General features: G+C 62.2%; 20 protein-coding genes. 12 read left to right on the forward strand and 8 right to left on the reverse strand.

Annotated features, from left to right (window positions below; all coding sequences use genetic code 11):
- Positions 1-68 precede the first annotated feature (68 nt).
- Entirely contained in the window at positions 69-1,694 is a 1,626-nt protein-coding gene (locus tag U9R80_RS05040; RefSeq protein ID WP_301837409.1) for an ABC transporter substrate-binding protein, read from the reverse strand.
- 307 nt (positions 1,695-2,001) lie between these two features.
- Positions 2,002-2,718, reverse strand: a complete 717-nt coding sequence (locus U9R80_RS05045; protein ID WP_301837408.1) for an SIMPL domain-containing protein — start codon at positions 2,716-2,718, stop codon at positions 2,002-2,004.
- A 202-nt stretch (positions 2,719-2,920) separates the two neighbouring features.
- Here U9R80_RS05045 and U9R80_RS05050 point away from each other — a divergent pair, with 202 nt between their 5' ends.
- The 4 genes from U9R80_RS05050 (at position 2,921) to U9R80_RS05065 (ending at position 7,226) form a co-directional block, all read left to right on the forward strand.
- Positions 2,921-4,177 (forward strand): ATP-binding protein, encoded by a 1,257-nt coding sequence (locus tag U9R80_RS05050; RefSeq protein WP_301837407.1) that lies wholly within the window; start codon positions 2,921-2,923, stop codon positions 4,175-4,177.
- Positions 4,177-4,737, forward strand: coding sequence for a response regulator transcription factor (locus tag U9R80_RS05055; RefSeq protein WP_045184713.1), 561 nt, complete (start codon positions 4,177-4,179; stop codon positions 4,735-4,737). The genes U9R80_RS05050 and U9R80_RS05055 overlap by 1 nt, the downstream gene beginning before the upstream one ends.
- Positions 4,738-4,859: 122 nt before the next feature.
- Positions 4,860-5,801: an AEC family transporter gene (locus U9R80_RS05060; RefSeq protein WP_301837405.1), complete on the forward strand. Its 942-nt coding sequence runs from the start codon at positions 4,860-4,862 to the stop codon at positions 5,799-5,801.
- Positions 5,802-5,852: 51 nt separating this feature from the next.
- A complete protein-coding gene (locus U9R80_RS05065; RefSeq protein ID WP_301837404.1) occupies positions 5,853-7,226 on the forward strand; it encodes an amino acid permease in 1,374 nt (457 codons plus the stop codon).
- Between the two features lie 24 nt (positions 7,227-7,250).
- On the opposite strand, the gene U9R80_RS05070 is transcribed toward U9R80_RS05065, so the two are convergent.
- The 6 genes from U9R80_RS05070 to gatC form a co-directional block, all read right to left on the reverse strand.
- Positions 7,251-7,628 carry a carboxymuconolactone decarboxylase family protein gene (locus tag U9R80_RS05070; RefSeq protein WP_301837403.1) on the reverse strand — a complete coding sequence of 126 codons (378 nt, stop codon included), beginning with the start codon at positions 7,626-7,628 and terminating at the stop codon, positions 7,251-7,253.
- A 10-nt stretch (positions 7,629-7,638) separates the two neighbouring features.
- Positions 7,639-8,682 (reverse strand): calcium/sodium antiporter, encoded by a 1,044-nt coding sequence (locus tag U9R80_RS05075; RefSeq protein WP_301837491.1) that lies wholly within the window; start codon positions 8,680-8,682, stop codon positions 7,639-7,641.
- 62 nt (positions 8,683-8,744) lie between these two features.
- Positions 8,745-9,116, reverse strand: coding sequence for a septal ring lytic transglycosylase RlpA family protein (locus tag U9R80_RS05080; protein WP_301837402.1), 372 nt, complete (start codon positions 9,114-9,116; stop codon positions 8,745-8,747).
- Positions 9,117-9,200: 84 nt separating this feature from the next.
- Entirely contained in the window at positions 9,201-10,646 is a 1,446-nt protein-coding gene (gene gatB / locus U9R80_RS05085) for an Asp-tRNA(Asn)/Glu-tRNA(Gln) amidotransferase subunit GatB (RefSeq protein ID WP_301837401.1), read from the reverse strand.
- Between the two features lie 11 nt (positions 10,647-10,657).
- A complete protein-coding gene (gene gatA, locus U9R80_RS05090) occupies positions 10,658-12,109 on the reverse strand; it encodes an Asp-tRNA(Asn)/Glu-tRNA(Gln) amidotransferase subunit GatA (protein ID WP_301837400.1) in 1,452 nt (483 codons plus the stop codon).
- A 16-nt stretch (positions 12,110-12,125) separates the two neighbouring features.
- Positions 12,126-12,413, reverse strand: a complete 288-nt coding sequence (gene gatC, locus U9R80_RS05095) for an Asp-tRNA(Asn)/Glu-tRNA(Gln) amidotransferase subunit GatC (RefSeq protein ID WP_301837399.1) — start codon at positions 12,411-12,413, stop codon at positions 12,126-12,128.
- Between the two features lie 201 nt (positions 12,414-12,614).
- On the opposite strand from gatC, the gene mreB reads away from it, so the two are divergent.
- The 8 genes from mreB (at position 12,615) to tldD (ending at position 23,751) form a co-directional block, all read left to right on the forward strand.
- A complete protein-coding gene (gene mreB / locus U9R80_RS05100) occupies positions 12,615-13,652 on the forward strand; it encodes a rod shape-determining protein MreB (protein ID WP_008371426.1) in 1,038 nt (345 codons plus the stop codon).
- Positions 13,653-13,866: 214 nt separating this feature from the next.
- Positions 13,867-14,883, forward strand: a complete 1,017-nt coding sequence (gene mreC, locus U9R80_RS05105; RefSeq protein WP_442964937.1) for a rod shape-determining protein MreC — start codon at positions 13,867-13,869, stop codon at positions 14,881-14,883.
- The gene (gene mreD, locus U9R80_RS05110; RefSeq protein WP_301837398.1) at positions 14,883-15,371 is read left to right on the forward strand and encodes a rod shape-determining protein MreD; all 489 of its coding nucleotides are present in this window, start codon (positions 14,883-14,885) and stop codon (positions 15,369-15,371) included. Before mreC ends, mreD begins: the two co-directional genes overlap by 1 nt.
- A gap of 34 nt (positions 15,372-15,405) precedes the next feature.
- Positions 15,406-16,011: a Maf family protein gene (locus U9R80_RS05115; protein WP_301837397.1), complete on the forward strand. Its 606-nt coding sequence runs from the start codon at positions 15,406-15,408 to the stop codon at positions 16,009-16,011.
- Between the two features lie 80 nt (positions 16,012-16,091).
- Entirely contained in the window at positions 16,092-17,549 is a 1,458-nt protein-coding gene (rng, locus tag U9R80_RS05120) for a ribonuclease G (RefSeq protein ID WP_028942817.1), read from the forward strand.
- A gap of 88 nt (positions 17,550-17,637) precedes the next feature.
- The gene (locus U9R80_RS05125) at positions 17,638-21,447 is read left to right on the forward strand and encodes a YhdP family protein (RefSeq protein ID WP_301837396.1); all 3,810 of its coding nucleotides are present in this window, start codon (positions 17,638-17,640) and stop codon (positions 21,445-21,447) included.
- 10 nt (positions 21,448-21,457) lie between these two features.
- Positions 21,458-22,309, forward strand: coding sequence for a carbon-nitrogen hydrolase family protein (locus U9R80_RS05130; RefSeq protein ID WP_301837395.1), 852 nt, complete (start codon positions 21,458-21,460; stop codon positions 22,307-22,309).
- 2 nt (positions 22,310-22,311) lie between these two features.
- The gene (gene tldD / locus U9R80_RS05135; protein WP_301837394.1) at positions 22,312-23,751 is read left to right on the forward strand and encodes a metalloprotease TldD; all 1,440 of its coding nucleotides are present in this window, start codon (positions 22,312-22,314) and stop codon (positions 23,749-23,751) included.
- Positions 23,752-23,767: the final 16 nt, after the last annotated feature.

The raw sequence follows: 23,767 nt of genomic DNA on the forward strand, positions 1-23,767 counted from the left end.
GACCTGCCAGGCCAGCATCAAGCCGCTGCGCACACCGGGGAGGGGCGCGCAGCGGCCGTCGATGGCTGCTACTTGGACACGCTGACGCCGTAGAAGGCGTTCAAGGCAAACGGACTGATCTTGAAGTCCTCTACGGTTTTGCGCATGGGCTGATACACCGTGGAGTGAGCAATCGGTGTGATCGGCACCTGGCTCTTGAGGCGCTGCTGGGCTTGCTTGTACAGCTCGGTGCGCTTGGCCTGGTCGGAGGTGGCCTTGGCCTGCTTGATCAGCTTGTCGTACTCGGGGTCGCACCATTTGGAGAAGTTGTTGCCGTTGATGGCATCACAGCCATACAGGGTTCCCAGCCAGTTGTCCGGGTCACCGTTGTCACCGCTCCAGCCGATCAGCATGGCGCCGTTCTCGCCACTCTTGGAACGCTTGATGTACTCGCCCCATTCGTAGCTGACGATCTTGGCCTTGATGCCGATCTTGGCCCAGTCGGACTGCAGCATTTCAGCCATCAGCTTGGCGTTGGGGTTGTAGGGGCGTTGCACCGGCATGGCCCACAGGGTGATCTCGGTGCCTTCCTTGACGCCCGCTTCCTTGAGCAGTTGCTTGGCTTTCTCCGGATCGTACTGGGTGTCCTTGATGGTGGTGTCGTACGACCATTGGGTCGGCGGCATGGCGTTGACGGCCAGCTGGCCGGCGCCCTGGTACACCGAGTCGATGATCTGCTGCTTGTTCACCGCCATGTCCAGCGCCTGGCGAACCTTGAGCTGGGCCATCGGGTTGGGCTCGTTGCTGCCTTTGATCTTGTCCATCACGTTGTAGGCGATGTAGCCCAGGTTGAAGCCGGGCTGGTCAGGCATCTTCAGGTTTGGATCTGCCTTGAGCGACTCGATGTCGGCCGGGCGGGGGAAGAGGGTGACCTGACACTCGTTCTTCTTGAGCTTTTGCATACGCACCGAGGCGTCGGTGGTGATGGCGAAGATCAGGTTGTCGATCTTCACGTCCTCGGGTTGCCAGTAGTCCTTGTTGCCCTTGAAGCGAATCTGCGCGTCTTTCTGGTACTTGCTGAACACGAACGGGCCGGTGCCGATCGGCTTCTGGTTGATATCGGCGGCCTTGCCCTGCTTGAGCAACTGATCGGCGTACTCGGCCGACTGGATCGAGGCGAAGCTCATGGCCATGTTCTGGATGAACGCGGCATCCACCTCGTTGAGGGTGAACTTGACGGTGTGATCGTCGAGCTTCTCCACCTTGGCGATGTTCTTGTCCATGCCCATGTCGGTGAAGTACGGGAACTCGGTGGGGTAGGCCTTGCGGAACGGCATGTCCTTGTCGAGCATTCGAGTGAAGGTGAACAGGACGTCGTCGGCGTTGAATTCGCGCGTCGGCTTGAAGAAGTCGGTGGTGTGGAACTTGACCCCTTCACGCAGGTGGAAGGTGTAGGTCAGGCCGTCATCGGAGATGTCCCAGCGGGTTGCCAGGCCCGGGATGACTGCGGTGCCGCCACGCTCGAACTGGCTCAGGCGGTTGAAGACTGTCTCGGCTGAGGCATCGAAGTCGGTTCCCGTGGTGTATTGGCCGGGATCGAATCCGGCCGGGCTGCCTTCTGAGCAAAACACCAGGTTAGTCGCCGCGAGGGCAGAAGGTGCGCCGGCAAGCAAGCCTGCGCCGACCAGGAACGGAATGACCGCGTGTTTGAGCATGGTGGCCTCATTTGTTGTCATTTTTGATTTTGAGGGGGCCTTGTGAGCCGTACTGCGGATACTTATGCAGGCCCTATACCCAATGCAACAGCCAAAGGGATGTGTGACAACAAAGAGTGGGACGGACGTACAGGAATGTCGCATCCGTGTAATTTTTACGGAGTTGATCGTTTGCGAGGTCGTATTTCAGATTGTTTCGAGGATGTTGCGCGCAGATGAAGTCACGCCAGGCACCAGGATGGTGCGCGTGTTGCCGGGTGCAGCAATCGCGGCAGCCGAAGCTGCCGCGATTGAGCGTAGACGTTGTTCAGGGCATTAGAACTTCGATGGTGCCGTCGGCGCTCAGGCTGACCTGGCTGGTGCCAGCTTCGATGTCCGGGCTTGGCGCTGCGCCTTCGGCATCCATGCTGGCTTTCATCATCATCGGGGCGCTGCGGGCATAGGGGTGCGGGTAGCCGCTGCTGTTGAGGTTCAGGTTGACCACTTTGTAGCCCTTGCCGCCCAGGGCCTCGGTGGCCAGTTGGGCGCGGGTCTTGAAGGCATTGACCGCATCCTTGAGCAGCTCGTCTTCACTGGACTTGCGCGTGGCTGGCGCGATGGAGAAGTCCATGCCGCCCATTTTCAGTTGTTGCAACAGCTCGCCGGTCAGCTTGGACAGGGCAGGGAAGTCGGCACTTTCCAGGCGCAGTTCGGCGCGCTCGCGCCAGCCGGTGATCTTCTGCCCCTTGTTGTCGTAGATCGGGTAGCTGTTGCGGCTGCCCTGGCTGATCTTCACTTCCTTCACTTCACGGGCCTGCTTCACCGCCTTGTTCATGGTCTCGGTGATTTCGTTGGCCAGCTTGCCCGGGTCGGTGTTCTGCGCTTCGCTGTACAGGGTCACGATCATCAGGTCGCGAGCCACTTCCTTGCTGACTTCGGCGCGCAGCGAGATCTGGTTGTACCGGGGCGCTTCCGCCAGTGCCGGGAGGCTTGCGAGCAGGCTGGTGGCCATCACGAGGGCGGCGCTACGACGAGGGTTAAGCATGTATGACTCCTTGAAAAAAGGCGTGGGCGCTGGGAGCTCCATTCCACGCATGGCCCATAAGACTGGCAAGAGTGTAGTGAGGTTCAAAAGGGCCATCATTGTTGTGTAAAAAAGTGTGGCGCTTTGCCGCATGTCAGCAGTCCCGCCTGCAGCTTCGGTATACTCGCCACGATTCGCCCTGGAGCACTCATCAGGAGAGCTCATGCTCGCCCCCGTACAAATGCTGTCTGCCACTCGCCAGAACCTCTGGCGCCTGACCTTCATCCGCATTCTGGTGCTGGCCGCCCAGGCCGGGTCGGTAGGTGTTGCCTACTGGACCGACCTGCTGCCGCTGCCGTGGTTGTCACTGGTCATCACCCTTGGCCTGTCGAGCCTGCTCTGTGCCTTCACGGCATTGCGCCTGCGCCTGTCGTTGCCGGTCACGGAACTCGAGTACGCCTTCCAGCTGGCCTGCGATCTCTTGATTCACAGCGCCTTGCTCTACTACTCGGGTGGCTCCACCAACCCCTTCGTCTCCTATTACCTGGTGCCGCTGGCAATTGCTGCCGTGACGCTGCCCTGGGTCTACTCGCTGATTCTCTCGGGTATCGCCCTGGCCGCCTACAGCTTGTTGCTGGTGCAGTTCTATCCACTGGAAACCTTCCCCATGGCGCGGGAAAAGATGCAGGTCTACGGCATGTGGCTGAGCATCGCCCTGGCCGCTGCAGTGATCACCTTCTTCGCGGCGAAGATGGCGGAGGAGCTGCGGCGCCAGGAGCAACTGCGTGCCGAGCGGCGTGAAGAGGGCCTGCGTGACCAGCAACTGCTGGCGGTGGCGACCCAGGCGGCCGGCGCCGCCCATGAGCTGGGTACGCCCCTGGCAACCATGAGCGTGCTGATCAAGGAAATGCGCCAGGATCACCACGACCCGCTGTTGCAGGAAGACCTGGCGGTGCTTCAGGACCAGGTCAAGCTGTGCAAGGAAACCCTGCAGAACCTGGTACGTGCCGCCGAAGCCAATCGGCGCATGGCGGTCGAGGACCAGGAAGTGACCGCCTGGCTCGATGAAGCCCTGAACCGTTGGCACCTGATGCGCCCTGAGGCCAGTTATCGCTTTCAGCGCCTGGGGCAGGGCAGTGTGCCGCGCCTGGCGCCACCGCCCGACCTTACCCAGGCCTTGCTGAACCTGTTGAACAATGCAGCCGATGCTTGCCCCGACGAGCTTGAAGTGCGCCTGGACTGGGATGCGCAAGATATGGTCATCAGCATTCGCGACCATGGTCCGGGTGTGCCGGTGGCCATTGCCGAGTCCATCGGCAAACCCTTCTTTACCACCAAGGGCAAGGGTTTCGGCCTTGGCCTGTTCTTGAGCAAGGCCAGCGTGACCCGTGCTGGCGGCTCGGTAAAACTCTATAGTCATGAAGAGGGCGGTACGCTCACCGAGCTGCGCCTGCCGCGTGACGCGCGAGGAGATGTGTGATGAGTGATGAAATCCAGGTTGAAGGCGAAGAGCTGCCGCACCTGTTGCTGGTAGATGACGATGCCACGTTTACCCGGGTCATGGCCCGGGCCATGAGCCGCCGTGGTTTTCGCGTGAGTACGGCCGGTTCCGCCGAAGAAGGTCTGGTGCTGGCCCAGCAGGATGTGCCGGACTACGCCACTCTGGACCTGAAGATGGATGGTGACTCGGGCCTGGTGTTGCTGCCCAAGCTGCTGGAACTCGATCCGGAAATGCGCGTGGTGATCCTGACCGGTTACTCGAGCATTGCCACCGCTGTCGAGGCCATCAAGCGCGGCGCCTGCAACTACCTGTGCAAACCGGCCGACGCCGATGATGTGCTGGCGGCATTGCTGTCCGAGCATGCCGACCTGGACAGCCTGGTGCCGGAAAACCCGATGTCGGTTGACCGCCTGCAGTGGGAACACATCCAGCGCGTGCTGACCGAGCACGAGGGCAATATCTCCGCCACTGCCCGGGCCCTGGGCATGCACCGGCGTACCTTGCAGCGCAAACTGCAGAAGCGGCCGGTTCGGCGCTGATCCCTGAAGTCGCGGGGCAAGCCCGCTCCTACAGTAGGAGTGGGCTTGCCCCGCGGTCGATTTATCCGGCGGCGCAGGCGTATCATTAGCCCCCTAACTACAGCCGCCCGGACCCGCCCTGCATGCTCGCCCTTTTTCTCCAGACGCTGAACATCACGGCCCCGGTCTTTGCCATGTTGTTCATGGGCGTGCTGCTCAAGCGCATCAATGCCATCAACGACGGCTTCATCCACACCGCCTCGGCCCTGGTCTTCAACGTCTGCATGCCGGCGTTGCTGTTCCTGGGGATCTACCACGCTGACCTGACCACGGCAGTCCAGCCCGGGCTGTTGGTCTACTTTGCCATTGCCACCCTGATCGGTTTCGGCCTGGCCTGGGGCCTGGCGATCTGGCGTTGCCCGCGCGACGACCGCGGGATCTATACCCAAGGCGCGTTCCGGGGTAACAACGGGGTGATCGGCCTGGCGCTGGCGGCGAGCATGTACGGCGATTACGGGATCTCGCTGGGGGCCATTCTCGCGGGCCTGGTGATCCTGCTCTACAACTCCTTGTCGGTGGTGGTGCTGGCGGTGTACAGCCCGAGCGCCAAGTCCGATCCGTGGAGCATCTGTAAAAGCATCCTGCGCAATCCGTTGATCATCAGCGTGCTGCTGGCGGCGGTGATGGCCTATGGGCAGGTGGCATTGCCGAACTGGTTGCTGACGTCTGCCGACTACCTGGCGCAGATGACCCTGCCGCTGGCGCTGATCTGTATCGGCGGCACCCTCTCACTGGCGTCGCTGCGCCAGAGCGGCGGGCTGGCGGTCAGCGTGAGCCTGTTGAAAATGGTCTGGTTGCCGATCCTGGCCACGCTTGGGGCGTGGCTGTGGGGTTTTCGCGGGGCAGAGCTGGGCATCTTGTTCCTGTACTTCGGCAGCCCCACCGCGGCGGCCAGCTATGTGATGGCCAGGTCGACCAACGGTAACCACGAGTTGGCGGCGGCTATTATCGTCATAACCACCCTGATGGCTGCCATTACCACCAATATCGGCATCTTTTTCTTGCAGTGGGGCGGTTGGATCTAGAATCTGTAAGAAAATAATTCCAACACGGTCTCCGACCTTCGAGGGCACTTCATGCAAGACGAGATCACCCCAGAGCGATTGCATCGCGGGTTGAAAAATCGCCATATCCAATTGATCGCGCTGGGTGGCGCTATCGGCACCGGCCTGTTTCTCGGCATCGCGCAGACCATCCAGCTGGCTGGCCCTTCGGTGTTGCTGGGGTATGCGATTGCCGGCCTGATCGCCTTTTTCATCATGCGCCAGCTTGGTGAGATGGTGGTCGAGGAGCCGGTGTCCGGCACCTTCAGCCACTTCGCCCATCGCTACTGGAGCGAGTTCGCCGGCTTCATGTCCGGCTGGAACTACTGGGTGCTCTACGTGCTGGTGGGGATGGCCGAGCTGACTGCCGTGGGGATCTACATCCAGTACTGGTGGCCGGACTTTCCGACCTGGGCGACGGCGGCGATCTTCTTTGCCGTGATCAATCTGATCAACCTGAGCCAGGTGAAAGTCTATGGCGAGATGGAGTTCTGGTTCGCGTTGATCAAGGTGGTGGCCATCGTCAGCATGATTGCCTTTGGTGGCTATCTGTTGATCAGCGGTAATGGCGGCCCGGATGCCAGCGTGGCGAACCTGTGGCAGTTTGGCGGGTTCTTCCCCAATGGCATCAGCGGCCTGATGATGGCCCTGGCCGTGATCATGTTTTCCTTTGGCGGCCTGGAGTTGGTGGGGATCACTGCAGCCGAGGCCGACAACCCCAAATACAGCATTCCGCGCGCCACCAACCAGGTGATCTACCGCATCCTGATTTTCTACATCGGCGCGTTGGCCGTGCTGCTGTCACTGTACCCCTGGCAGAAGGTGGTACAGGGCGGCAGCCCCTTCGTGATGATCTTCCATGCGCTGGACAGCAACCTGGTTGCGACGATTCTCAACCTGGTGGTGCTGACAGCGGCGCTGTCGGTCTACAACAGCTGCGTGTACTGCAACAGCCGCATGCTGTTCGGCCTGGCGGTGCAGGGCGATGCACCCAAGCGTCTGCTCAAGGTCAATGACCGTGGCGTGCCATTGGCGGCGCTGGGGATCTCGGCGCTGGCGACGGGATTGTGTGTGGTGATCAACTACCTGATGCCGGCTGAAGCCTTCGGCTTGCTGATGGCGCTGGTGGTGTCGTCGCTGGTGATCAACTGGGGAATCATCAGCATCACCCACCTCAAGTTCCGTCGCGCCAAGCAGGCCGCTGGCGAAACGACGTTCTACAAGAGCTGGGGCTACCCGCTGACCAACTATGTGTGCCTGGCCTTCCTGTCGCTGATTCTGGTGATCATGTACCTGACCCCGGGCATCCGTATTTCGGTGCTGTTGATCCCGGTGTGGCTGGCAGTGCTGGGTGTGGCGTTCTGGCTGAAGAAAAAAGGCGACAAGGCCGTCGTCGCTGCCGACTGACGGCCCGGGCCCGGAGGTGATCGGTCAGCCTTGCTGGTAACTGTCGATCACTTCCTGGGCAGCGCGAAAGGCATCGATGGCCGCCGGTACACCGGCGTACACCGCGCAATGCAGCAGCGCTTCACGAATCTCTTCGACGGTGCAGCCGTTGTTCAAGGCGCCGCGTACGTGGCCCTTGAGCTCTAGCGGGCATTTGAGCGCGGTCAGCGCGGCCAGGGTGATCAAGCTGCGGGTTTTCAGCGGCAGGCCTTCACGGCTCCAGACGCTGCCCCACGCGTGCTCGTTGACGAAGTCCTGCAGCGGCTGGGTGAAGTCGGTAGCGTTGCCCAGTGCGCGATCGACGAAGGCATCGCCCATGACCTGACGGCGGACCTGTTCGCCGGTTTTGTTGTTGTCGCCCATGTTGTTTTCCTTAGTGTTGGCGGCGCCAGGCGCGCAGGGTCGTGTACAGCAGACACGCCCCAAGCGCTGGCAGTGCATAGAACAGCATCAGTTTTTCCAGGCGGGTGGCCAACGGCATGCCTGTGGTGAAGGCCACCACATGCAGACCGTAGGCCAGGTACAAGCCGAGAAACACAAGACCTTCGGCGCGGGTGACCCGGTAGCCCGAGTAGAACACCGGCAGGCTCAAGGCCGCGACACCGAGCATCACCGGCAGGTCGAAATCCAGGGCATTGGGCGAAATGGACAAGGGCTCGGGTGCTATCAGGGCCGTCAGGCCAAGCACCGCGAGCAGGTTGAAGAGGTTGCTGCCGATCACGTTGCCCACGGCGATCTCCCGTTCACCCCGCAGGGCCGCGATCAGCGAGGTCGCCAGCTCCGGCAGCGAGGTGCAGACCGCGACGACTGTCAGGCCGATCACCCGTTCCGATAACCCAAGGTCGACCGCCACTTCAACGGCGGCTTCCAGCAGCAGATGCCCGGCAAGGCTCAGCAAGCCCAGCCCCGTCAGCATCATCAGCAGGCTGGCGACCCAGAACCCGCCACCCTGCTGCGGTCGTGGGCCGGGGGCCGGGTAGGTGCGGGCATAGTGACGCGACTGATGCCAGAGGATGGCCAGGTAGCCCACCAGGCCTGCCAGCAACAGTGCACCTTCCAGGCGGCCGAGCAGCTCGTTGAGGGCCAGCAGATAGACCAGCACGCTGGCGCCGATCATCAGGGGAATGTCCAGGCGCACCAGTTGACGCGAGACGCGCAACGGAATGATCAGCGCAGCCAGGCCCAGGGTGACCAGTATGTTGAAAATGTTGCTGCCGACCACGCTACCCACCGCCACATCCGGTGCGCCGGTGTAGGCGGCCTGCAGGCTGACCGTGAGCTGCGGTGCGCTGCTGCCGAAGGCCACCAGGCTCAAGCCGATGATCAGCGGGCGTACTTGCAGGCTGGCGGCCATGCGCAGGGCCGCGCGCACCAGCAGTTCGGCACCGGCGATCAACAGCAGCAGGCCGAAGCTCAGCTGCAGCAGGCTGAAGGTGGGTAAAGCGGCCAGGTCGAAAATGTTCGTACTCCGTTACAGGATCAGTCGCTGAGACTTTGTACCCGTACCCGCGCCGTTCCGCTACGGATCATGCCCAGTTTTTCTGCGGCGGCCTGAGACAGGTCAATCAACCGGCCACGGGTGTGCGGGCCGCGGTCATTGATGCGGACCACGACCGTGCGATCGTTTTTCAAATTGGTGACCTTGACCCGGGTGCCGAAGGGCAGGCTGCGGTGGGCAGCGGTCATGGCGTTTTTATTGAAGGGCTCGCCACTGGCGGTGCGTTTGCCGTGGTGTCGGGAGCCGTAATAGGAGGCGGTGCCGGTCTTGTCGTAACCGCGTGGATCGATATTGTGGCTGGCGCAGCCGGCCAGCAGGGTGAAGAGCGCGAGTGCGCTGAGGGGACGCCACATGTGTGCAGGTGCTCCAGAAGGGAGGGACATCGCGGGGCAGGCCTGCTCCTACAGGTAGGAGCGGGCCTGCCCCGCGATCAGCAATTACCCTTCGAGCTTGCTCTTGAGCAATTGGTTCACTTGCTGCGGGTTGGCCTTGCCTTTGGACGCCTTCATGGCCTGGCCGACGAAGAAGCCGAACATCTTGCCGCGCTTGGCCTCATCGGCGGCGCGGTACTGCTCGACCTGCTCGGCGTTGGCCGCCAGCACTTCGTCCAGGACCTTCTCGATCGCACCGCTGTCGGTGACCTGCTTGAGGCCCTCGGCTTCGATGATCTGGTCGGCATCGCCTTCACCGGCGGCCATCTTCTCGAACACGACCTTGGCAATCTTGCCGCTGATGGTGTTGTCGAGGATGCGCTTGAGCATGCCGCCCAGGTGTTCGGCGCTGACCGGCGCCTGGTCGATTTCAAGGCCCAGCTTGTTAAGCAGGCTGCCCAGCTCGACCATGACCCAGTTGGCGGCAAGCTTGGCATCGCCACACACGCTGACCACTTGCTCGAAGTAGTCGGCCTGCTCGCGGCTGGAGGCCAGCACGTTGGCATCGTAGGCCGAGAGGCCGAACTGGCTCTGGAAGCGCTCGCGCTTTTGCGGTGGCAGTTCCGGCAGGGTGGCGCGGATGGTGTCGAGGTAGGCACCCTCGATCACTACCGGCAGCAGGTCCGGGTCGGGGAAGTAACGGTAGTCGTTGGCCTCCTCCTTGCTGCGCATGGAGCGGGTTTCGTCTTTGTTCGGGTCGTACAGGCGGGTTTCCTGGATGACCTTGCCGCCGTCTTCGATCAGTTCGATCTGGCGCTGGATCTCGCTGTTGATCGCGCGCTCGATGAAGCGGAACGAGTTGACGTTCTTGATCTCGCAGCGGGTGCCGAACGCTTCCTGGCCCTTGGGGCGGATCGAGACGTTGCAGTCGCAGCGCAGCGAACCTTCGGCCATGTTGCCGTCGCAGATGCCCAGGTAGCGCACCAGGGCGTGGATGGCCTTGACGTAGGCCACGGCTTCCTTGGCGCTGCGCATCTCGGGCTCGGAGACGATTTCCAGCAGCGGGGTGCCGGCACGGTTCAGGTCGATGCCGGTCGAGCCGCTGAAGTCTTCGTGCAGGCTCTTGCCGGCGTCTTCTTCAAGGTGCGCACGGGTAATGCCGATGCGCTTGACGGTGCCGTCTTCCAGGGCGATGTCCAGGTGACCCTTGCCGACGATCGGCAGCTCCATCTGGCTGATCTGGTAGCCCTTGGGCAGGTCGGGGTAGAAGTAGTTCTTGCGCGCGAACACGTTGTGATGGCCGATCTCGGCGTCAATCGCCAGACCGAACATGCAGGCCATGCGCACCGCTTCCTGGTTGAGCACCGGCAGTACGCCGGGCATGCCCAGGTCGATCAGGCTGGCCTGGGTATTGGGCTCGGAGCCGAACGTGGTGGCGCTGCCGGAGAAAATCTTCGACTGGGTGGCGAGCTGGGTGTGAATCTCCAGCCCGATGACAACTTCCCATTGCATGTGGTGATCCCTCAGAAGCCGTTAGGTGCGCGAGTGTGCCAATCAGTGACTTGCTGATAGCGGTGCGCGACGTTGAGCAGGCGGCCTTCCTGGAAGTACGGGGCCAGCAGTTGCACACCAACCGGCAGGCCATCGACAAAACCGGCCGGCATCGACAGGCCGGGCAGGCCGGCGAGGTTGGCGGTGATGGTGTAGATGTCTTCCAGGTACTCGGCGACCGGATCGCTGTTCTTGGCGCCGATTTTCCAGGCCAGGTTTGGCGTGGTCGGGCCCAGGATCACGTCGACGTCTTCAAAGGCGGCCATGAAGTCGTTCTTGATCAGGCGGCGGATCTTCTGCGCCTTCAGGTAGTAGGCGTCGTAGTAGCCAGCCGAGAGGGCGTAGGTACCGACCATGATGCGGCGCTGCACTTCACTGCCGAAACCTTCGCCGCGGGAGCGTTTGTACAGGTCGGTCAGGTCAGCCGGGTTCTCGCAACGGTAGCCGAAGCGCACGCCGTCGAAACGTGACAGGTTGGAGGAGGCTTCGGCCGGGGCGATCACGTAGTACGCGGCGATGGCGTGCTGCATGTTCGGCAGGCTGATTTCCTTGATCACGGCACCCTGCTTTTCCAGCTCCTTGACGCTGGCCTGGATCAGCTCGGCGATGCGTGGGTCGAGCCCTGCGCCGAAGTACTCCTTCGGCAAGCCGATGCGCAGGCCTTGCAGCGAGCCGTTCAGGCTGGCGCTGTAGTCCGGGACCGGCTCGTCGATGCTGGTGGAGTCTTTGGCGTCGAAGCCGGCCATCGCTTGCAGCATCAGCGCGCAGTCTTCGGCAGTGCGGGCCATCGGGCCGCCCTGGTCGAGGCTGGAGGCGTAGGCGATCATGCCCCAGCGCGAAACACGACCGTACGTCGGTTTCAGGCCGGTGAGGTTGGTCAGGGCGGCAGGCTGGCGGATCGAACCGCCGGTGTCGGTGCCGGTGGCGGCAGGCAGCAGGCGCGCAGCTACTGCTGCTGCCGAGCCACCGGACGAACCGCCGGGAACGTGTTCGAGGTTCCACGGGTTCTTGACCGGACCGTAGTGGCTCGACTCGTTGGCCGAGCCCATGGCGAACTCGTCCATGTTGGTCTTGCCCAGGGTCACGGCGCCGGCTTCGGCCAGTTTGGCAACCACGGTGGCGTTGTAGGGCGCCTTGAAGTTGTCGAGCATCTTCGAGCCGCAGCTGGTGCGTACGCCCTCGGTGCAGAACAGGTCCTTGTGCGCCAGCGGGGCGCCGAGCAGGGCACCGGTTTCACCGGCAGCGCGACGGGCGTCGGCAGCACGGGCCTGGCTCAGGGCCAGTTCGTCGGTGACGCTGATGAAGCTGTTCAGTTGAGGGTCGAGCTGCTTGATTCGCGCCAGCAGGCTCTGGGTCAGCTCTTCGGAAGAGAATTTCTTGTCGGCGAGTCCGCGGGCGATCTCGGCCAGGGTCAGTTGATGCATGGCAGGCTCTATTCCCTTACTCGATGACTTTCGGAACCAGGTACAGGCCGTTTTCGGTCGCCGGGGCGATGGCCTGGTAGGATTCGCGCTGGTTACTTTCTGTTACCACATCGGCGCGCAGGCGCTGACTGGCTTCAAGGGGGTGGGCCAGTGGCTCGATGCCAGTGGTGTCGACCGCTTGCATCTGGTCGACCAGTCCCAGAATACTGTTCAGGGCATCGGTAGTGCGTGGCAAATCGCCGTCATTGAGGCCCAATCGGGCCAGATGAGCGATCTTTTCCACGTCGCAGCGTTCAAGCGCCATGGGGATCTCCTGGGGAAACAAAACGGAATTGGTCCGCGATGAGGAACATGCTGACAGATTTACGGTCATAAGGCCGCGATCGTGTGCTGGCTTGCTCGGAAAAACTGCCAATTTAACATATTGGCGCCTTGCCCAAAATCCCCGCCGTTGTTAGAGTTTGCCGCACTTTTTTACCCACGCGTTGCCTAGGGTCACTTTCCCATGTTCAAGAAACTGCGTGGCATGTTTTCCAGCGATCTTTCCATCGACCTGGGCACTGCCAACACCCTTATTTACGTGCGTGAGCGCGGTATCGTCCTGAATGAGCCATCGGTTGTGGCCATTCGTACTCACGGCAACCAGAAAAGTGTCGTCGCTGTCGGTACCGAAGCCAAGCGCATGTTGGGCCGTACACCTGGCAACATTGCTGCCATTCGTCCGATGAAGGACGGCGTGATCGCCGACTTCAGCGTCTGCGAAAAAATGCTGCAGTACTTCATCAACAAAGTTCACGAAAACAGCTTCCTGCAGCCTAGCCCTCGGGTGCTGATCTGCGTGCCGTGCAAATCGACCCAGGTCGAGCGTCGTGCCATTCGTGAATCGGCGCTGGGCGCCGGTGCCCGTGAAGTGTTCCTGATCGAAGAGCCAATGGCCGCCGCCATCGGTGCCGGCCTGCCGGTCGAGGAAGCTCGCGGCTCGATGGTCGTCGATATCGGTGGTGGTACCACTGAAATCGCACTGATCTCCCTGAACGGTGTGGTCTATGCCGAATCCGTACGTGTGGGCGGTGACCGTTTCGACGAAGCGATCGTGACCTACGTGCGCCGTAACTACGGCAGCCTGATCGGCGAATCCACCGCCGAGCGCATCAAGCAGGAAATCGGTACTGCCTATCCGGGCGGCGAAGTCCGTGAAGTCGATGTTCGCGGCCGTAACCTGGCCGAGGGCGTACCACGTGCCTTCACCCTGAACTCCAACGAAGTGCTCGAAGCCCTGCAAGAGTCGTTGGCAACCATCGTCCAGGCGGTCAAGAGCGCCCTGGAGCAGTCGCCGCCAGAGCTGGCCTCGGACATCGCCGAGCGTGGCCTGGTGCTGACCGGTGGTGGCGCGCTGCTGCGTGACCTGGACAAGCTGCTGGCCCAGGAAACCGGCCTGCCGGTCATCGTTGCCGAGGACCCGCTGACCTGCGTCGCCCGTGGTGGCGGTCGCGCCCTGGAAATGATGGACAAACACACCATGGACCTGCTCTCCAGCGAATAAGCTGGCTGCAGCAATCATGCCGCCCGGTTTACAGGTAGTGCCCACAGTGCTACCTGTATGTGCTGGGCTGACGTCCGTGTGGGCGTCATTTTCCGTCAATCCACAAGCAGGCCGGTGCATTGCCGTATGAATGACCTCTTGAATCGTCGTCCACGAGGAGCGGCCCATTAAACCGCTTTTCGCCAAGGGCCCTTCGCTGGGCGTACGCCTGCTGGTGCTGGTTGTGCTGTCGATCACCCTGATGGTGGTCGATGCGCGCTTCACCCTGCTCAAACCGGTGCGCAGCCAGATGGGGCTGGTGTTGATGGAGTCCTATCACATCACCGACTTGCCGCAGAGTCTGTGGCAGGGCATCGCCAGCCAATTCGGCAGCCGTACCGAGCTGATCGCCGAGAACGAAAAACTCAAGACCGAAGCCTTGCTGATGCAAGGGCGCGTGCAAAAGCTCGCGGCCTTGACCGAGCAGAACGTGCGCCTGCGCGAGCTGCTCAATTCCTCGGCATTGGTCAATGAGAAGGTCGAGGTCGCCGAGCTGATCGGTGTCGACCCCAACCCGTTCACCCACCGTATCCTGATCAACAAGGGCGAGCGCGATGGCGTAGTCCTGGGCCAGCCGGTGCTCGACGCCCGTGGCCTGATGGGGCAGGTGGTGGAGCTGATGCCCTACACCGCGCGCGTCCTGCTGCTGACCGATACCACCCACAGCATTCCTGTACAGGTCAATCGCAACGGTTTGCGGGCCATCGCCAGTGGTACCGGCAATCCAGAGCGCCTGGAACTGCGCCATGTCGCCGATACCGCCGACATCAAGGAAGGCGACCTGCTGGTCAGTTCTGGCCTGGGGCAGCGTTTCCCGGCCGGTTATCCGGTGGCCACGGTCAAGGAAGTGATCCACGACTCCGGTCAGCCGTTCGCCATTGTCCGGGCCATCCCCACCGCCGCACTCAATCGCAGTCGCTACTTGTTGCTGGTGTTCACCGATAGCCGCACCCCCGAGCAGCGCGCGAGCGATGCCGCGATGGCCCAGGAAGCCGCAGATCGACAAGGTCTGACCGGGACCGCCGAGGCGGTTGCGCCCGGCGCGGCACCAGCGGCACCCGCACCTGCGGTCGGTAGCGCGCCGGCAACGCCTGCCAACGCCGCACCCGCAGCAGCGCCTGCTACCGCGCCTGCAGCAACGCCGGCAGCGGCCAGCGGCACTGCTTCGCCCCCTTCCCGGGAGAGAAACTGATGGTAAGTACTCGCAGCCGAAACGGCTGGGTAGTCTGGCTGACCTTCCTCGTTGGCCTGCTGCTCAGCGTTTCGCCGTTGCCGCAGTTCATGGAGGTCTTCCGGCCGATGTGGCTGGCGCTGCTGCTGGCCTTCTGGACCCTGGCCCTGCCGCATAAGGTCGGCATGACCACCGCGTTTGTCCTGGGCCTTGCCGAGGACGTCTTGTACGGCACCTTGCTGGGGCAGAACGCCCTGGTGCTCACCTTGATCACGTTCTTGGTGCTGTCGTTGCAGCAGCGCCTGCGGATGTTCCCGATGTGGCAGCAAAGCCTGGTGATCCTGGTGATCTTCGGCCTGGCACAGCTGATACAGCTGTGGCTTAGCGCCCTGACCGGCAATCGCCTGCCGACCCTGGCGCTGATCTGGTCAGCGGTCATCAGCGCCTTGCTCTGGCCCTGGATCAGCTACGGCCTGCGCGGCCTGCGATTGCGCCTGAGCATCAACTGAGCCTGCTACCCGACGTTGACAGGGAGAAGTCACGATGACCCTGCTGTACCTGGCCTCTGGTTCACCGCGCCGCCGTGAGTTGCTGACCCAGATCGGCATTCCCTTTACCACGCTGAGCGCTTCGATCGACGAAAGCCCTTTGTCGGGCGAAGCCGCGCTTGCCTATGTCGAGCGTCTGGCGCGGGACAAGGCCGCAGCCGGAATGGCCACCTTGGCAGGCCCGTCCGCGGGCGCACCCTTTGCCGTACTGGGTGCCGACACTGCGGTGGTGCTGGACGGACGCATTCTGGGCAAACCCATGGACCGTGAAGACGCCCTGGCCATGCTGGCGGCGTTGTCTGGCCGCGAGCATCAAGTACTGACTGCCGTGGCGGTTGCCGACGGCGAGCGGTGCCTGAGCGTCTGCGTTGCCAGTCAGGTCAGGTTTCGTCACATTACCCCACAAGAAGCACAGGCCTACTGGGACAGCGGCGAGCCGCTGGACAAGGCAGGCAGCTATGCCATTCAAGGGCTCGGTGCGGTGTTCGTGCAGCGCATCGAAGGCAGTTATTCGGCGGTGGTCGGTTTACCCTTGAGTGAAACTGCCGAGCTGCTCAGCCAATTCGCCATCCCTTGCTGGCAACCGATGTCGGCCCGTTGAACGAGGACACACCGGACAGCTGCTAGCCAGTCGCCTGCGAGCGATCCATCATTACTGAAGTCCTTTGACGAGAGCCTGCCATGAGTGAAGAGATTCTGATCAATATCACACCGATGGAATCACGCGTGGCGGTGGTGGAGAACGGTGTTCTTCAGGAAGTGCATGTAGAGCGTACCCAGCGGCGCGGCATTGTCGGCAACATCTACAAGGGCAAGGTGGTTCGCGTGTTGCCCGGAATGCAGGCAGCATTCGTCGACATCGGCCTGGACCGCGCCGCCTTCATTCATGCTTCGGAAATTTCCCAGCGCGAAGGCTCGGCCGTAGAAAGCATCAGCGCCCTGGTTCACGAGGGCCAGAGCCTGGTGGTGCAGGTCACCAAGGATCCGATTGGCTCCAAAGGCGCGCGCCTGACCACGCAACTGTCGATTCCTTCGCGTTACCTGGTGTACATGCCGCGTACCAGCCACGTTGGCATTTCCCTGAAGATCGAAGACGAAGCCGAACGTGAACGCCTCAAGCAGGTGGTAACCGACTGCGTGGCCCAGGAAAACATCCAGGACGCCGGGGGCTTCATCCTGCGTACCGCGGCCGAAGGCGCCGGTGCCGACGAGATCCTGATGGATATCCGTTACCTGCGCAGGCTCTGGGACCAGATTGGCGCCCAGATCAAGACCGTCGGCGCACCGACCGAAATCTACGAAGACCTGGGCCTGGCACTGCGCACGCTGCGCGACCTGGTCAATCCGAAGATCGAGAAAATCCGCATCGACTCCCGGGAAACCTTCCAGAAGACCACGCAGTTCGTCGCCGAACTGATGCCGGAAATCGCCGATCGTCTGGAACACTACCCGGGCGAGCGGCCGATCTTCGATCTCTATGGCGTGGAAGACGAGATCCAGCGCGCGCTGGAGCGCAAGGTGCCGCTCAAGTCCGGAGGCTACCTGGTGGTCGATCCGGCCGAGGCGATGACCACCATCGACGTCAACACCGGCGCGTTCGTCGGGCACCGCAACCTCGAAGAGACCATCTTCAAGACCAACCTGGAAGCGGCCACCGCCATCGCCCGGCAGCTTCGCCTGCGCAACATCGGCGGGATCATCATCATCGACTTCATCGACATGGAAGATGAGGAGCACCAGCGTCAGGTGCTGCGCACCCTGGAAAAGCAGCTGGAGCGCGACCACGCCAAGACCAATATCATCGGCATCACCGAATTGGGCCTGGTGCAGATGACCCGCAAGCGTACCCGTGAAAGCCTGGAGCAGGTGTTGTGTGAGCCGTGCCTGTGCTGCCAGGGCCGGGGCAAGCTGAAAACCCCCGAGACAGTCTGTTACGAGATTTTCCGCGAAATTCTTCGCGAAGCGCGTGCCTATCAGGCTGAAGGCTATAGAGTACTGGCCAATCAAAAGGTAGTGGATCGCCTGCTGGATGAAGAGTCGGGGAACGTGGCCGAGCTTGAAACCTTCATCGGACGAACCATTCGCTTTCAAGTCGAGTCCATGTATTCCCAGGAGCAATATGATGTGGTGCTGCTCTGACGCAGTCTGATTGCACCTGCCCGAAAGGCCGGGTGGCAAAGCGCCCGGTTGCGGCCATAGTTAAGGCACGACTTGGAGGGCCATTGCCATGGAGCGTCTGATGCGCGTCCTAGGCGCCATGACCCGCTGGGGCCTGGGGATCTGTGCCTTGCTGGCTGTGCTGGTGGCGCTGTATGTCAGCCTTGGCCGACAGCTGGTCCCACTGGTAGCCGAATACCGCGCTGAAGTTGAAGACAAGGCCGAGCAGGCCTTGGGCTTGCCCGTGCACATTGGCAGCCTGGAAGGGCGCTGGAGTGGCTTGGCACCGGTGCTGCTGGTCAATGACATCCAGGTCGGCGAGGGTAAAACGGCCTTGCGCCTGGACGGCGTCAAAGTGGTTCCCGACCTGTGGGCCAGCCTGACCGAGCGTCAGGTGCGACTGGCCAATCTCGAAGTCGGTGGCTTGCACCTGAGCCTGCGCGAAGATGAAAACGGCGCCTGGGCGCTCGATGGCTTGCCGAAAACCGATGACCAGCCCCTGGACCCTGAGCAACTGCTGCAGCGCATGCAGGTGGTGTCGAAGGTCACGATAGTCGACAGCCAGGTCACCCTCGAGCCGTTTCAGCGCGATCCCATGACCCTCACCTATGTCAGCGTTGGCCTGCAGATCGGCAGTGTTCGCCAGCGGCTGGACGCACGCCTGACTTTGCCTGACGGCCAGCCTGTGGCAATGAGCCTGCGCAGCCGTATACGTGCGGCGCACTGGCGCGACGGAGAAGTCGAAGCCTACCTCAGCCTGCCCCAGAGCGATTGGGCACGCTGGGTTCCGCCGCGGTTGCTGGGGCAGTGGCAGGCCAAGGAACTCAAGGCCGGCGGCGAGTTCTGGCTGAACTGGGGCAAGGGGCAACTGCAAAACGCCACGGTACGTCTCAATGCTCCGCAGCTTCAGGGCGCCTACACCGGCCGTGAGGTCGCCAAGGTGGAGAACCTGGCGCTCAATGGCTGGTTCCAGCGCCAGGCGCAGGGCTTTGATGTGAAGCTCGATTCCCTGGCCATGAGCCTGGGCAAGACGCGCTGGGAGTCGCACCTGCAACTGAATCAGGTCGCCGCCAGCGAGGCCGGTGAAGAAACCTGGAAGATCCAAGCCGATCGCCTGAACCTGACCCCGCTTACACCGCTTATCGAGTCCCTGGCACCGCTGCCTGAGCAGGCCATGGCCGTGGTTAAGGGGCTGAAGGTCACCGGGAGCCTGCGCAATGTGCTGGTAGATGTTCGTCCCAAGGCTGCCGGCGATCAGCGTTTGAGCTTTGCCGCCAATCTGGAACGCGTCGGGTTCAACGCCTACCACGGCGCCCCGGCAGCGGGGAACGTCAGTGGCAGCATCAGCGGTGACCTGGGGCACGGCGAATTGCGCTTGGATACTGACGCGTTCATGCTGCATCTGTATCCGATCTTCGCCAAACCCTGGCAATACCAGAAAGCCAACGCGCGTCTGACCTGGCGCCTGGACCAGGAAGGCTTCACCTTGGTCGCACCCTACCTGAAAGTGCTGGGCGAAGAGGGCAAGATTGCCGGCGACTTCCTCATTCGCCTTCTGTTTGAAGAAGGGCGCGAAGATTACATGGACTTGCGCGTCGGCCTGGTCGAGGGCGATGGGCGATACACCGCCAAGTACCTCCCGGAGGTGTTGAGCCCGGCCCTGGATGAATGGTTGCGCACCGCCATCCTCAAGGGTGCGGTCGATGAAGGATATTTCCAGTATCAAGGCTCGCTCAATCATGGTGCCGCGGAGCAGGCACGCAGCATCAGCCTGTTCTTCAAGGTGCACGATGCCGCCCTGGACTTCCAGCCCGGATGGCCGCAGATCCAGAAGGTCGATGGCAACGTGTTTATCGACGACGATGGCGTGAGAATCAATGCGCAACGGGGCCAGTTGCTCGATACCCAGGTCAGTGACGTTCAGGTCAATATTCCGCATGTCGCCAGCGGCCAGCACAGCCACTTGTACCTGGATGGTGCGTTCGACGGCGGTCTGGGGGATGGCCTCAAGATTCTCCAGGAGGCGCCGATTGGCACTGCGGCGATGTTTGCAGGCTGGGAGGGGCAGGGCGGCCTCAAGGGCAAGCTCAAGCTGGACATTCCCCTGGCCAAGGGTGAGCACCCCAAGGTGGTCGTGGATTTCGATACCAACGATGCCCGCCTGAAAATTGCAGCCCCGGTACTTGAGTTGAACAAGCTCAAGGGCGCTTTCCGCTTTGATTACGACAAGGGGCTCAGCGGTCAGAACATCAGTGCCCGGGTGTTCGACAAGCCAATGACTGCGCAGATTTTTGCCGAAGGCAAGCCAGGCGAGATACAGAGCCGCATAGAAGCCAAGGGGCAGGTTGCACTCAAGGCATTGACCGACTGGCTGAAGGTCACGCAGACCTTGCCGCTCGCCGGTGATCTGCCTTACCAGCTGCAGTTGAAGCTGGGTAGCCGCGACAACGAACTGAAGGTGGATTCCAGCCTCAAGGGCCTGGCAATCAACCTGCCTGCGCCTATTGGCAAGGCGGCGGATGAAACCCGCGACAGTCAATTCACCATGACCCTGCAAGGGGCAGAGCGTCGTTTTGGCGCCAGCTATGCCAATGTAGCCAACATGCTATACGCCGCACCCATGGACAAACTCGACCAGGGGCGCGGCGAACTGCTGTTCGGTGGCGGCAACCCACAGTTGCCTTCCGGGCAGGGAGTGAGCGTGCGAGGGCGTCTGGCCGAGCTCGATCTCAAGCCTTGGCAGCAACAACTGGACGGCTTGGCCGGCAATGATCCGAGCGGCAATGCCCGTCAGTTGTTGCGCGGTGCAGACCTGAGCATCGGCAAGCTGCAAGGTGGCGGGCTGACCCTGAACCAGGCCGTGGTACGGCTGGACCGCAACAGCAACAACTGGGCGCTGCGCCTGGACAGTAAAGAAGTTATCGGCAACGCACGCATTCCCGACGCCAAGGGCGCGCCGATGGTGGTCAACCTGCAAACCATCCATTTGCCGCCCGCCGATCCGGCTGAAGTCACCTCGCCCAATGCCCCGGACCCGATGGCCGATATCGACCCTCGCAAGGTGCCCTCCATCGACCTGACCATCGACAAGCTGTTTCGCGGTGATGACCTGCTGGGCAGTGTCGCGCTCAAGGTGCGTTCCACCGCCAAGGGCATTGCGCTGAACGATCTGGACCTGAGCCTCAAAGGCCTGATCATTGATGGCAATGCGGGCTGGGAAGGCGCCCCGGGTGCCAGCAGCAGTTGGTACAAGGGCCGTCTGGAAGGTAAAAATCTGGCCGACGTGCTCAAGGCCTGGAACTTCGCCCCGACCGTTACCAGTCGCGATTTTCGTCTGGATGTCGACGGCCGCTGGCCGGGTTCGCCCGCCTGGGTAGGGCTGGGTCGATTCTCCGGCAGTCTCGATGCAGCACTGCGCAAGGGGCAATTCGTCGAGGTCGAGGGCGGTGCCCAGGCGCTGCGGGTGTTTGGCCTGCTCAACTTCAACTCCATCGGCCGGCGCTTGCGTCTGGACTTCTCCGACCTGCTCGACAAGGGCTTCAGCTATGACCGGGTCAAGGGGCTGCTCGTGGCCAGCGAAGGGGTGTATGTCACCCGCGAGCCGATTACGGTGACCGGCCCTTCGAGCAACCTTGAGCTTGATGGCACGCTCGACATGGTCCGCGACCGCGTCGATGCCAATCTGCAGGTAACGCTGCCGGTTACCAATAACCTGCCGCTGGCCGCCCTGATTGTCGGCGCGCCGGCAGTCGGTGGTGCCTTGTTCCTCGTTGACCGCCTGCTCGGCGACCGGGTGGCCCGCTATGCCAGCGTGCACTATCGCATAGAAGGTCCGTGGAAAGAGCCTAAAATCAGCTTTGTAAAACCTTTTGAAAAGTGATGGAGCGCGCATGAAGTCAGCGGTGATCCAGATGGTCAGCCAGAGCGACGTCCTGGCCAACCTGGCGCAGGCCAGGCACTTGCTTGAGCAAGCAGCGGAGGGCGGTGCGCGGCTGGCGGTATTGCCGGAAAACTTCGCGGCCATGGGGCGGCGTGACAGCGCCGCCATCGGTCGTGCCGAAGCGCTGGGGGAGGGGCCGATACTGCCGTGGTTGAAACAGGCTGCCCGCGACCTCAAGTTATGGGTGGTGGCCGGCACACTGCCGTTGCCGCCTGTCGGCCAGCCAGACGCCAAGTCCCATGCCTGTTCACTGTTGATCGACGAACATGGCGACACCGTGGCCCGTTACGACAAGCTGCATTTGTTCGATGTGGATGTGGCCGACAACCGCGGCCGCTATCGGGAGTCTGATGATTATGCCCATGGCAGTCAGGTGGTGGTGGCTGATACACCCGTGGGGCGCCTGGGCTTGAGCGTGTGCTACGACCTGCGCTTCCCTGAGCTGTACAGCGCCTTGCGCCAGGCAGGAGCCGAGCTGATCAGCGCCCCTGCGGCATTTACCGCAGTGACCGGGGCGGCGCACTGGGAAGTGTTGATACGTGCCCGGGCCATCGAAACCCAATGCTATGTGCTGGCCGCCGCCCAGGGCGGAACCCACCCGGGACCACGGGAAACTTATGGTCATGCCGCTATCGTCGACCCTTGGGGGCGGATCGTCGCCGAACAGGCCAGCGGCGAAGCGGTGCTGCTGAGCGAGCGCGACAGCAGCGAACAGGCGTCCATTCGGGCGCGGATGCCGGTGGTCTTGCACCGGCGCTTTTTCTCGCAGGACGCTTTGCGGCCTGCGCACACCTCGGAGTGACTATGAGCGAGATGTTATCCACTGTCAGCGAGCACCTGCTGGCGCCAGGGGGATTGACCCTCGACAGCCTGCAGTCGGTACTGGGCGAGTTGGCCGGGCCGGGCATCGATGCGGCCGACCTGTATTTCCAGGGGCAGATTTCCGAGTCCTGGGCCCTTGAAGACGGGATCGTCAAAGAAGGCAGTTTCAACCTCGATCAGGGGGTGGGCGTACGGGCCCAGTCGGGCGAGAAAACCGGTTTTGCCTACAGCAACGCCATCAACCTCGAAGCGCTGACCTCGGCAGCCCGTGCGGCGCGCTCGATCTCCCGTGCCGGTCAAAACGGCAGCGTCCAGGCATTCAAGAGCCAGGATGTCACGCAACTCTATGGCACCGATAACCCGCTCGAAGTGATCAGCCGCGCCGAAAAGGTCGAGCTGCTCAAGCGTGTCGACGTGGCCACCCGGGCGCTGGACCCGCGTATCCAGCAAGTCACGGTGAGCATGGCCGGGGTGTGGGAACGCATCCTGATTGCCGCCGCCGATGGCAGCCTGGCTGCCGATGTGCGTCCGCTGGTGCGTTTCAACGTCAGCGTGATCGTCGAGCAGAATGGCCGCCGTGAGCGCGGCGGCCATGGTGGTGGCGGTCGTACCGACTACCGCTATTTCACCGATGAGCGGGTCATGGGCTTTGCCCGTGAAGCGCTGCGCCAGGCGCTGGTCAACCTCGAAGCGATCCCGGCACCGGCGGGAACCCTGCCAGTGGTCCTGGGTTCCGGCTGGTCAGGCGTGCTGCTGCACGAGGCGGTTGGCCACGGTCTTGAAGGTGACTTCAACCGCAAGGGCAGCTCGGCCTACAGTGGCCACATGGGCGAGAAGGTGGCCTCCAGCCTGTGCACCATCGTTGATGACGGCACCCTGGAAGGTCGCCGCGGTTCGTTGAGTGTGGATGACGAGGGCACCCCCACTGAATGCACCACACTGATCGAGAACGGCATTCTCAAGGGTTACATGCAAGACAAGCTCAATGCCCGTCTGATGGGCATGGCGGTCACTGGCAATGGGCGTCGTGAGTCTTATGCGCACCTGCCGATGCCACGCATGACCAACACCTACATGCGTGCGGGCGAGAGCGATCCGGCGGAAATCATCGCCTCGGTGAAAAAAGGCATCTACTGCGCCAACCTCGGGGGTGGCCAGGTGGATATCACCAGCGGCAAGTTCGTGTTCTCCACCAGCGAGGCCTATCTGATCGAAGACGGCAAGATTACTGCTCCCGTCAAGGGTGCGACCCTGATCGGTAACGGTCCGGAAGCCATGAGTCGGGTGTCGATGGTCGGTAATGACCTGTCTCTGGACAGTGGTGTGGGCACTTGCGGCAAGGACGGTCAGTCGGTACCGGTTGGCGTTGGCCAGCCGACCCTGAAGATCGATGCGATCACCGTGGGTGGCACGGGCGCATGAAAATGACACCGGGCGG

It is taken from the genome of Pseudomonas sp. JQ170C, assembly GCF_035581345.1.
Taxonomy (GTDB): Bacteria; Pseudomonadota; Gammaproteobacteria; order Pseudomonadales; family Pseudomonadaceae; genus Aquipseudomonas.

Coding starts and splice junctions, on each gene's coding strand:
- U9R80_RS05040 (WP_301837409.1), bottom strand. CDS start 1,694: ATGCTCAAACACGCGGTCATTCCGTTCCTGGTCGGCGCAGGCTTGCTT.
- U9R80_RS05045 (WP_301837408.1), bottom strand. CDS start 2,718: ATGCTTAACCCTCGTCGTAGCGCCGCCCTCGTGATGGCCACCAGCCTG.
- U9R80_RS05050 (WP_301837407.1), top strand. CDS start 2,921: ATGCTCGCCCCCGTACAAATGCTGTCTGCCACTCGCCAGAACCTCTGG.
- U9R80_RS05055 (WP_045184713.1), top strand. CDS start 4,177: ATGAGTGATGAAATCCAGGTTGAAGGCGAAGAGCTGCCGCACCTGTTG.
- U9R80_RS05060 (WP_301837405.1), top strand. CDS start 4,860: ATGCTCGCCCTTTTTCTCCAGACGCTGAACATCACGGCCCCGGTCTTT.
- U9R80_RS05065 (WP_301837404.1), top strand. CDS start 5,853: ATGCAAGACGAGATCACCCCAGAGCGATTGCATCGCGGGTTGAAAAAT.
- U9R80_RS05070 (WP_301837403.1), bottom strand. CDS start 7,628: ATGGGCGACAACAACAAAACCGGCGAACAGGTCCGCCGTCAGGTCATG.
- U9R80_RS05080 (WP_301837402.1), bottom strand. CDS start 9,116: ATGTGGCGTCCCCTCAGCGCACTCGCGCTCTTCACCCTGCTGGCCGGC.
- gatB (WP_301837401.1), bottom strand. CDS start 10,646: ATGCAATGGGAAGTTGTCATCGGGCTGGAGATTCACACCCAGCTCGCC.
- gatA (WP_301837400.1), bottom strand. CDS start 12,109: ATGCATCAACTGACCCTGGCCGAGATCGCCCGCGGACTCGCCGACAAG.
- gatC (WP_301837399.1), bottom strand. CDS start 12,413: ATGGCGCTTGAACGCTGCGACGTGGAAAAGATCGCTCATCTGGCCCGA.
- mreB (WP_008371426.1), top strand. CDS start 12,615: ATGTTCAAGAAACTGCGTGGCATGTTTTCCAGCGATCTTTCCATCGAC.
- mreD (WP_301837398.1), top strand. CDS start 14,883: ATGGTAAGTACTCGCAGCCGAAACGGCTGGGTAGTCTGGCTGACCTTC.
- U9R80_RS05115 (WP_301837397.1), top strand. CDS start 15,406: ATGACCCTGCTGTACCTGGCCTCTGGTTCACCGCGCCGCCGTGAGTTG.
- rng (WP_028942817.1), top strand. CDS start 16,092: ATGAGTGAAGAGATTCTGATCAATATCACACCGATGGAATCACGCGTG.
- U9R80_RS05125 (WP_301837396.1), top strand. CDS start 17,638: ATGGAGCGTCTGATGCGCGTCCTAGGCGCCATGACCCGCTGGGGCCTG.
- U9R80_RS05130 (WP_301837395.1), top strand. CDS start 21,458: ATGAAGTCAGCGGTGATCCAGATGGTCAGCCAGAGCGACGTCCTGGCC.
- tldD (WP_301837394.1), top strand. CDS start 22,312: ATGAGCGAGATGTTATCCACTGTCAGCGAGCACCTGCTGGCGCCAGGG.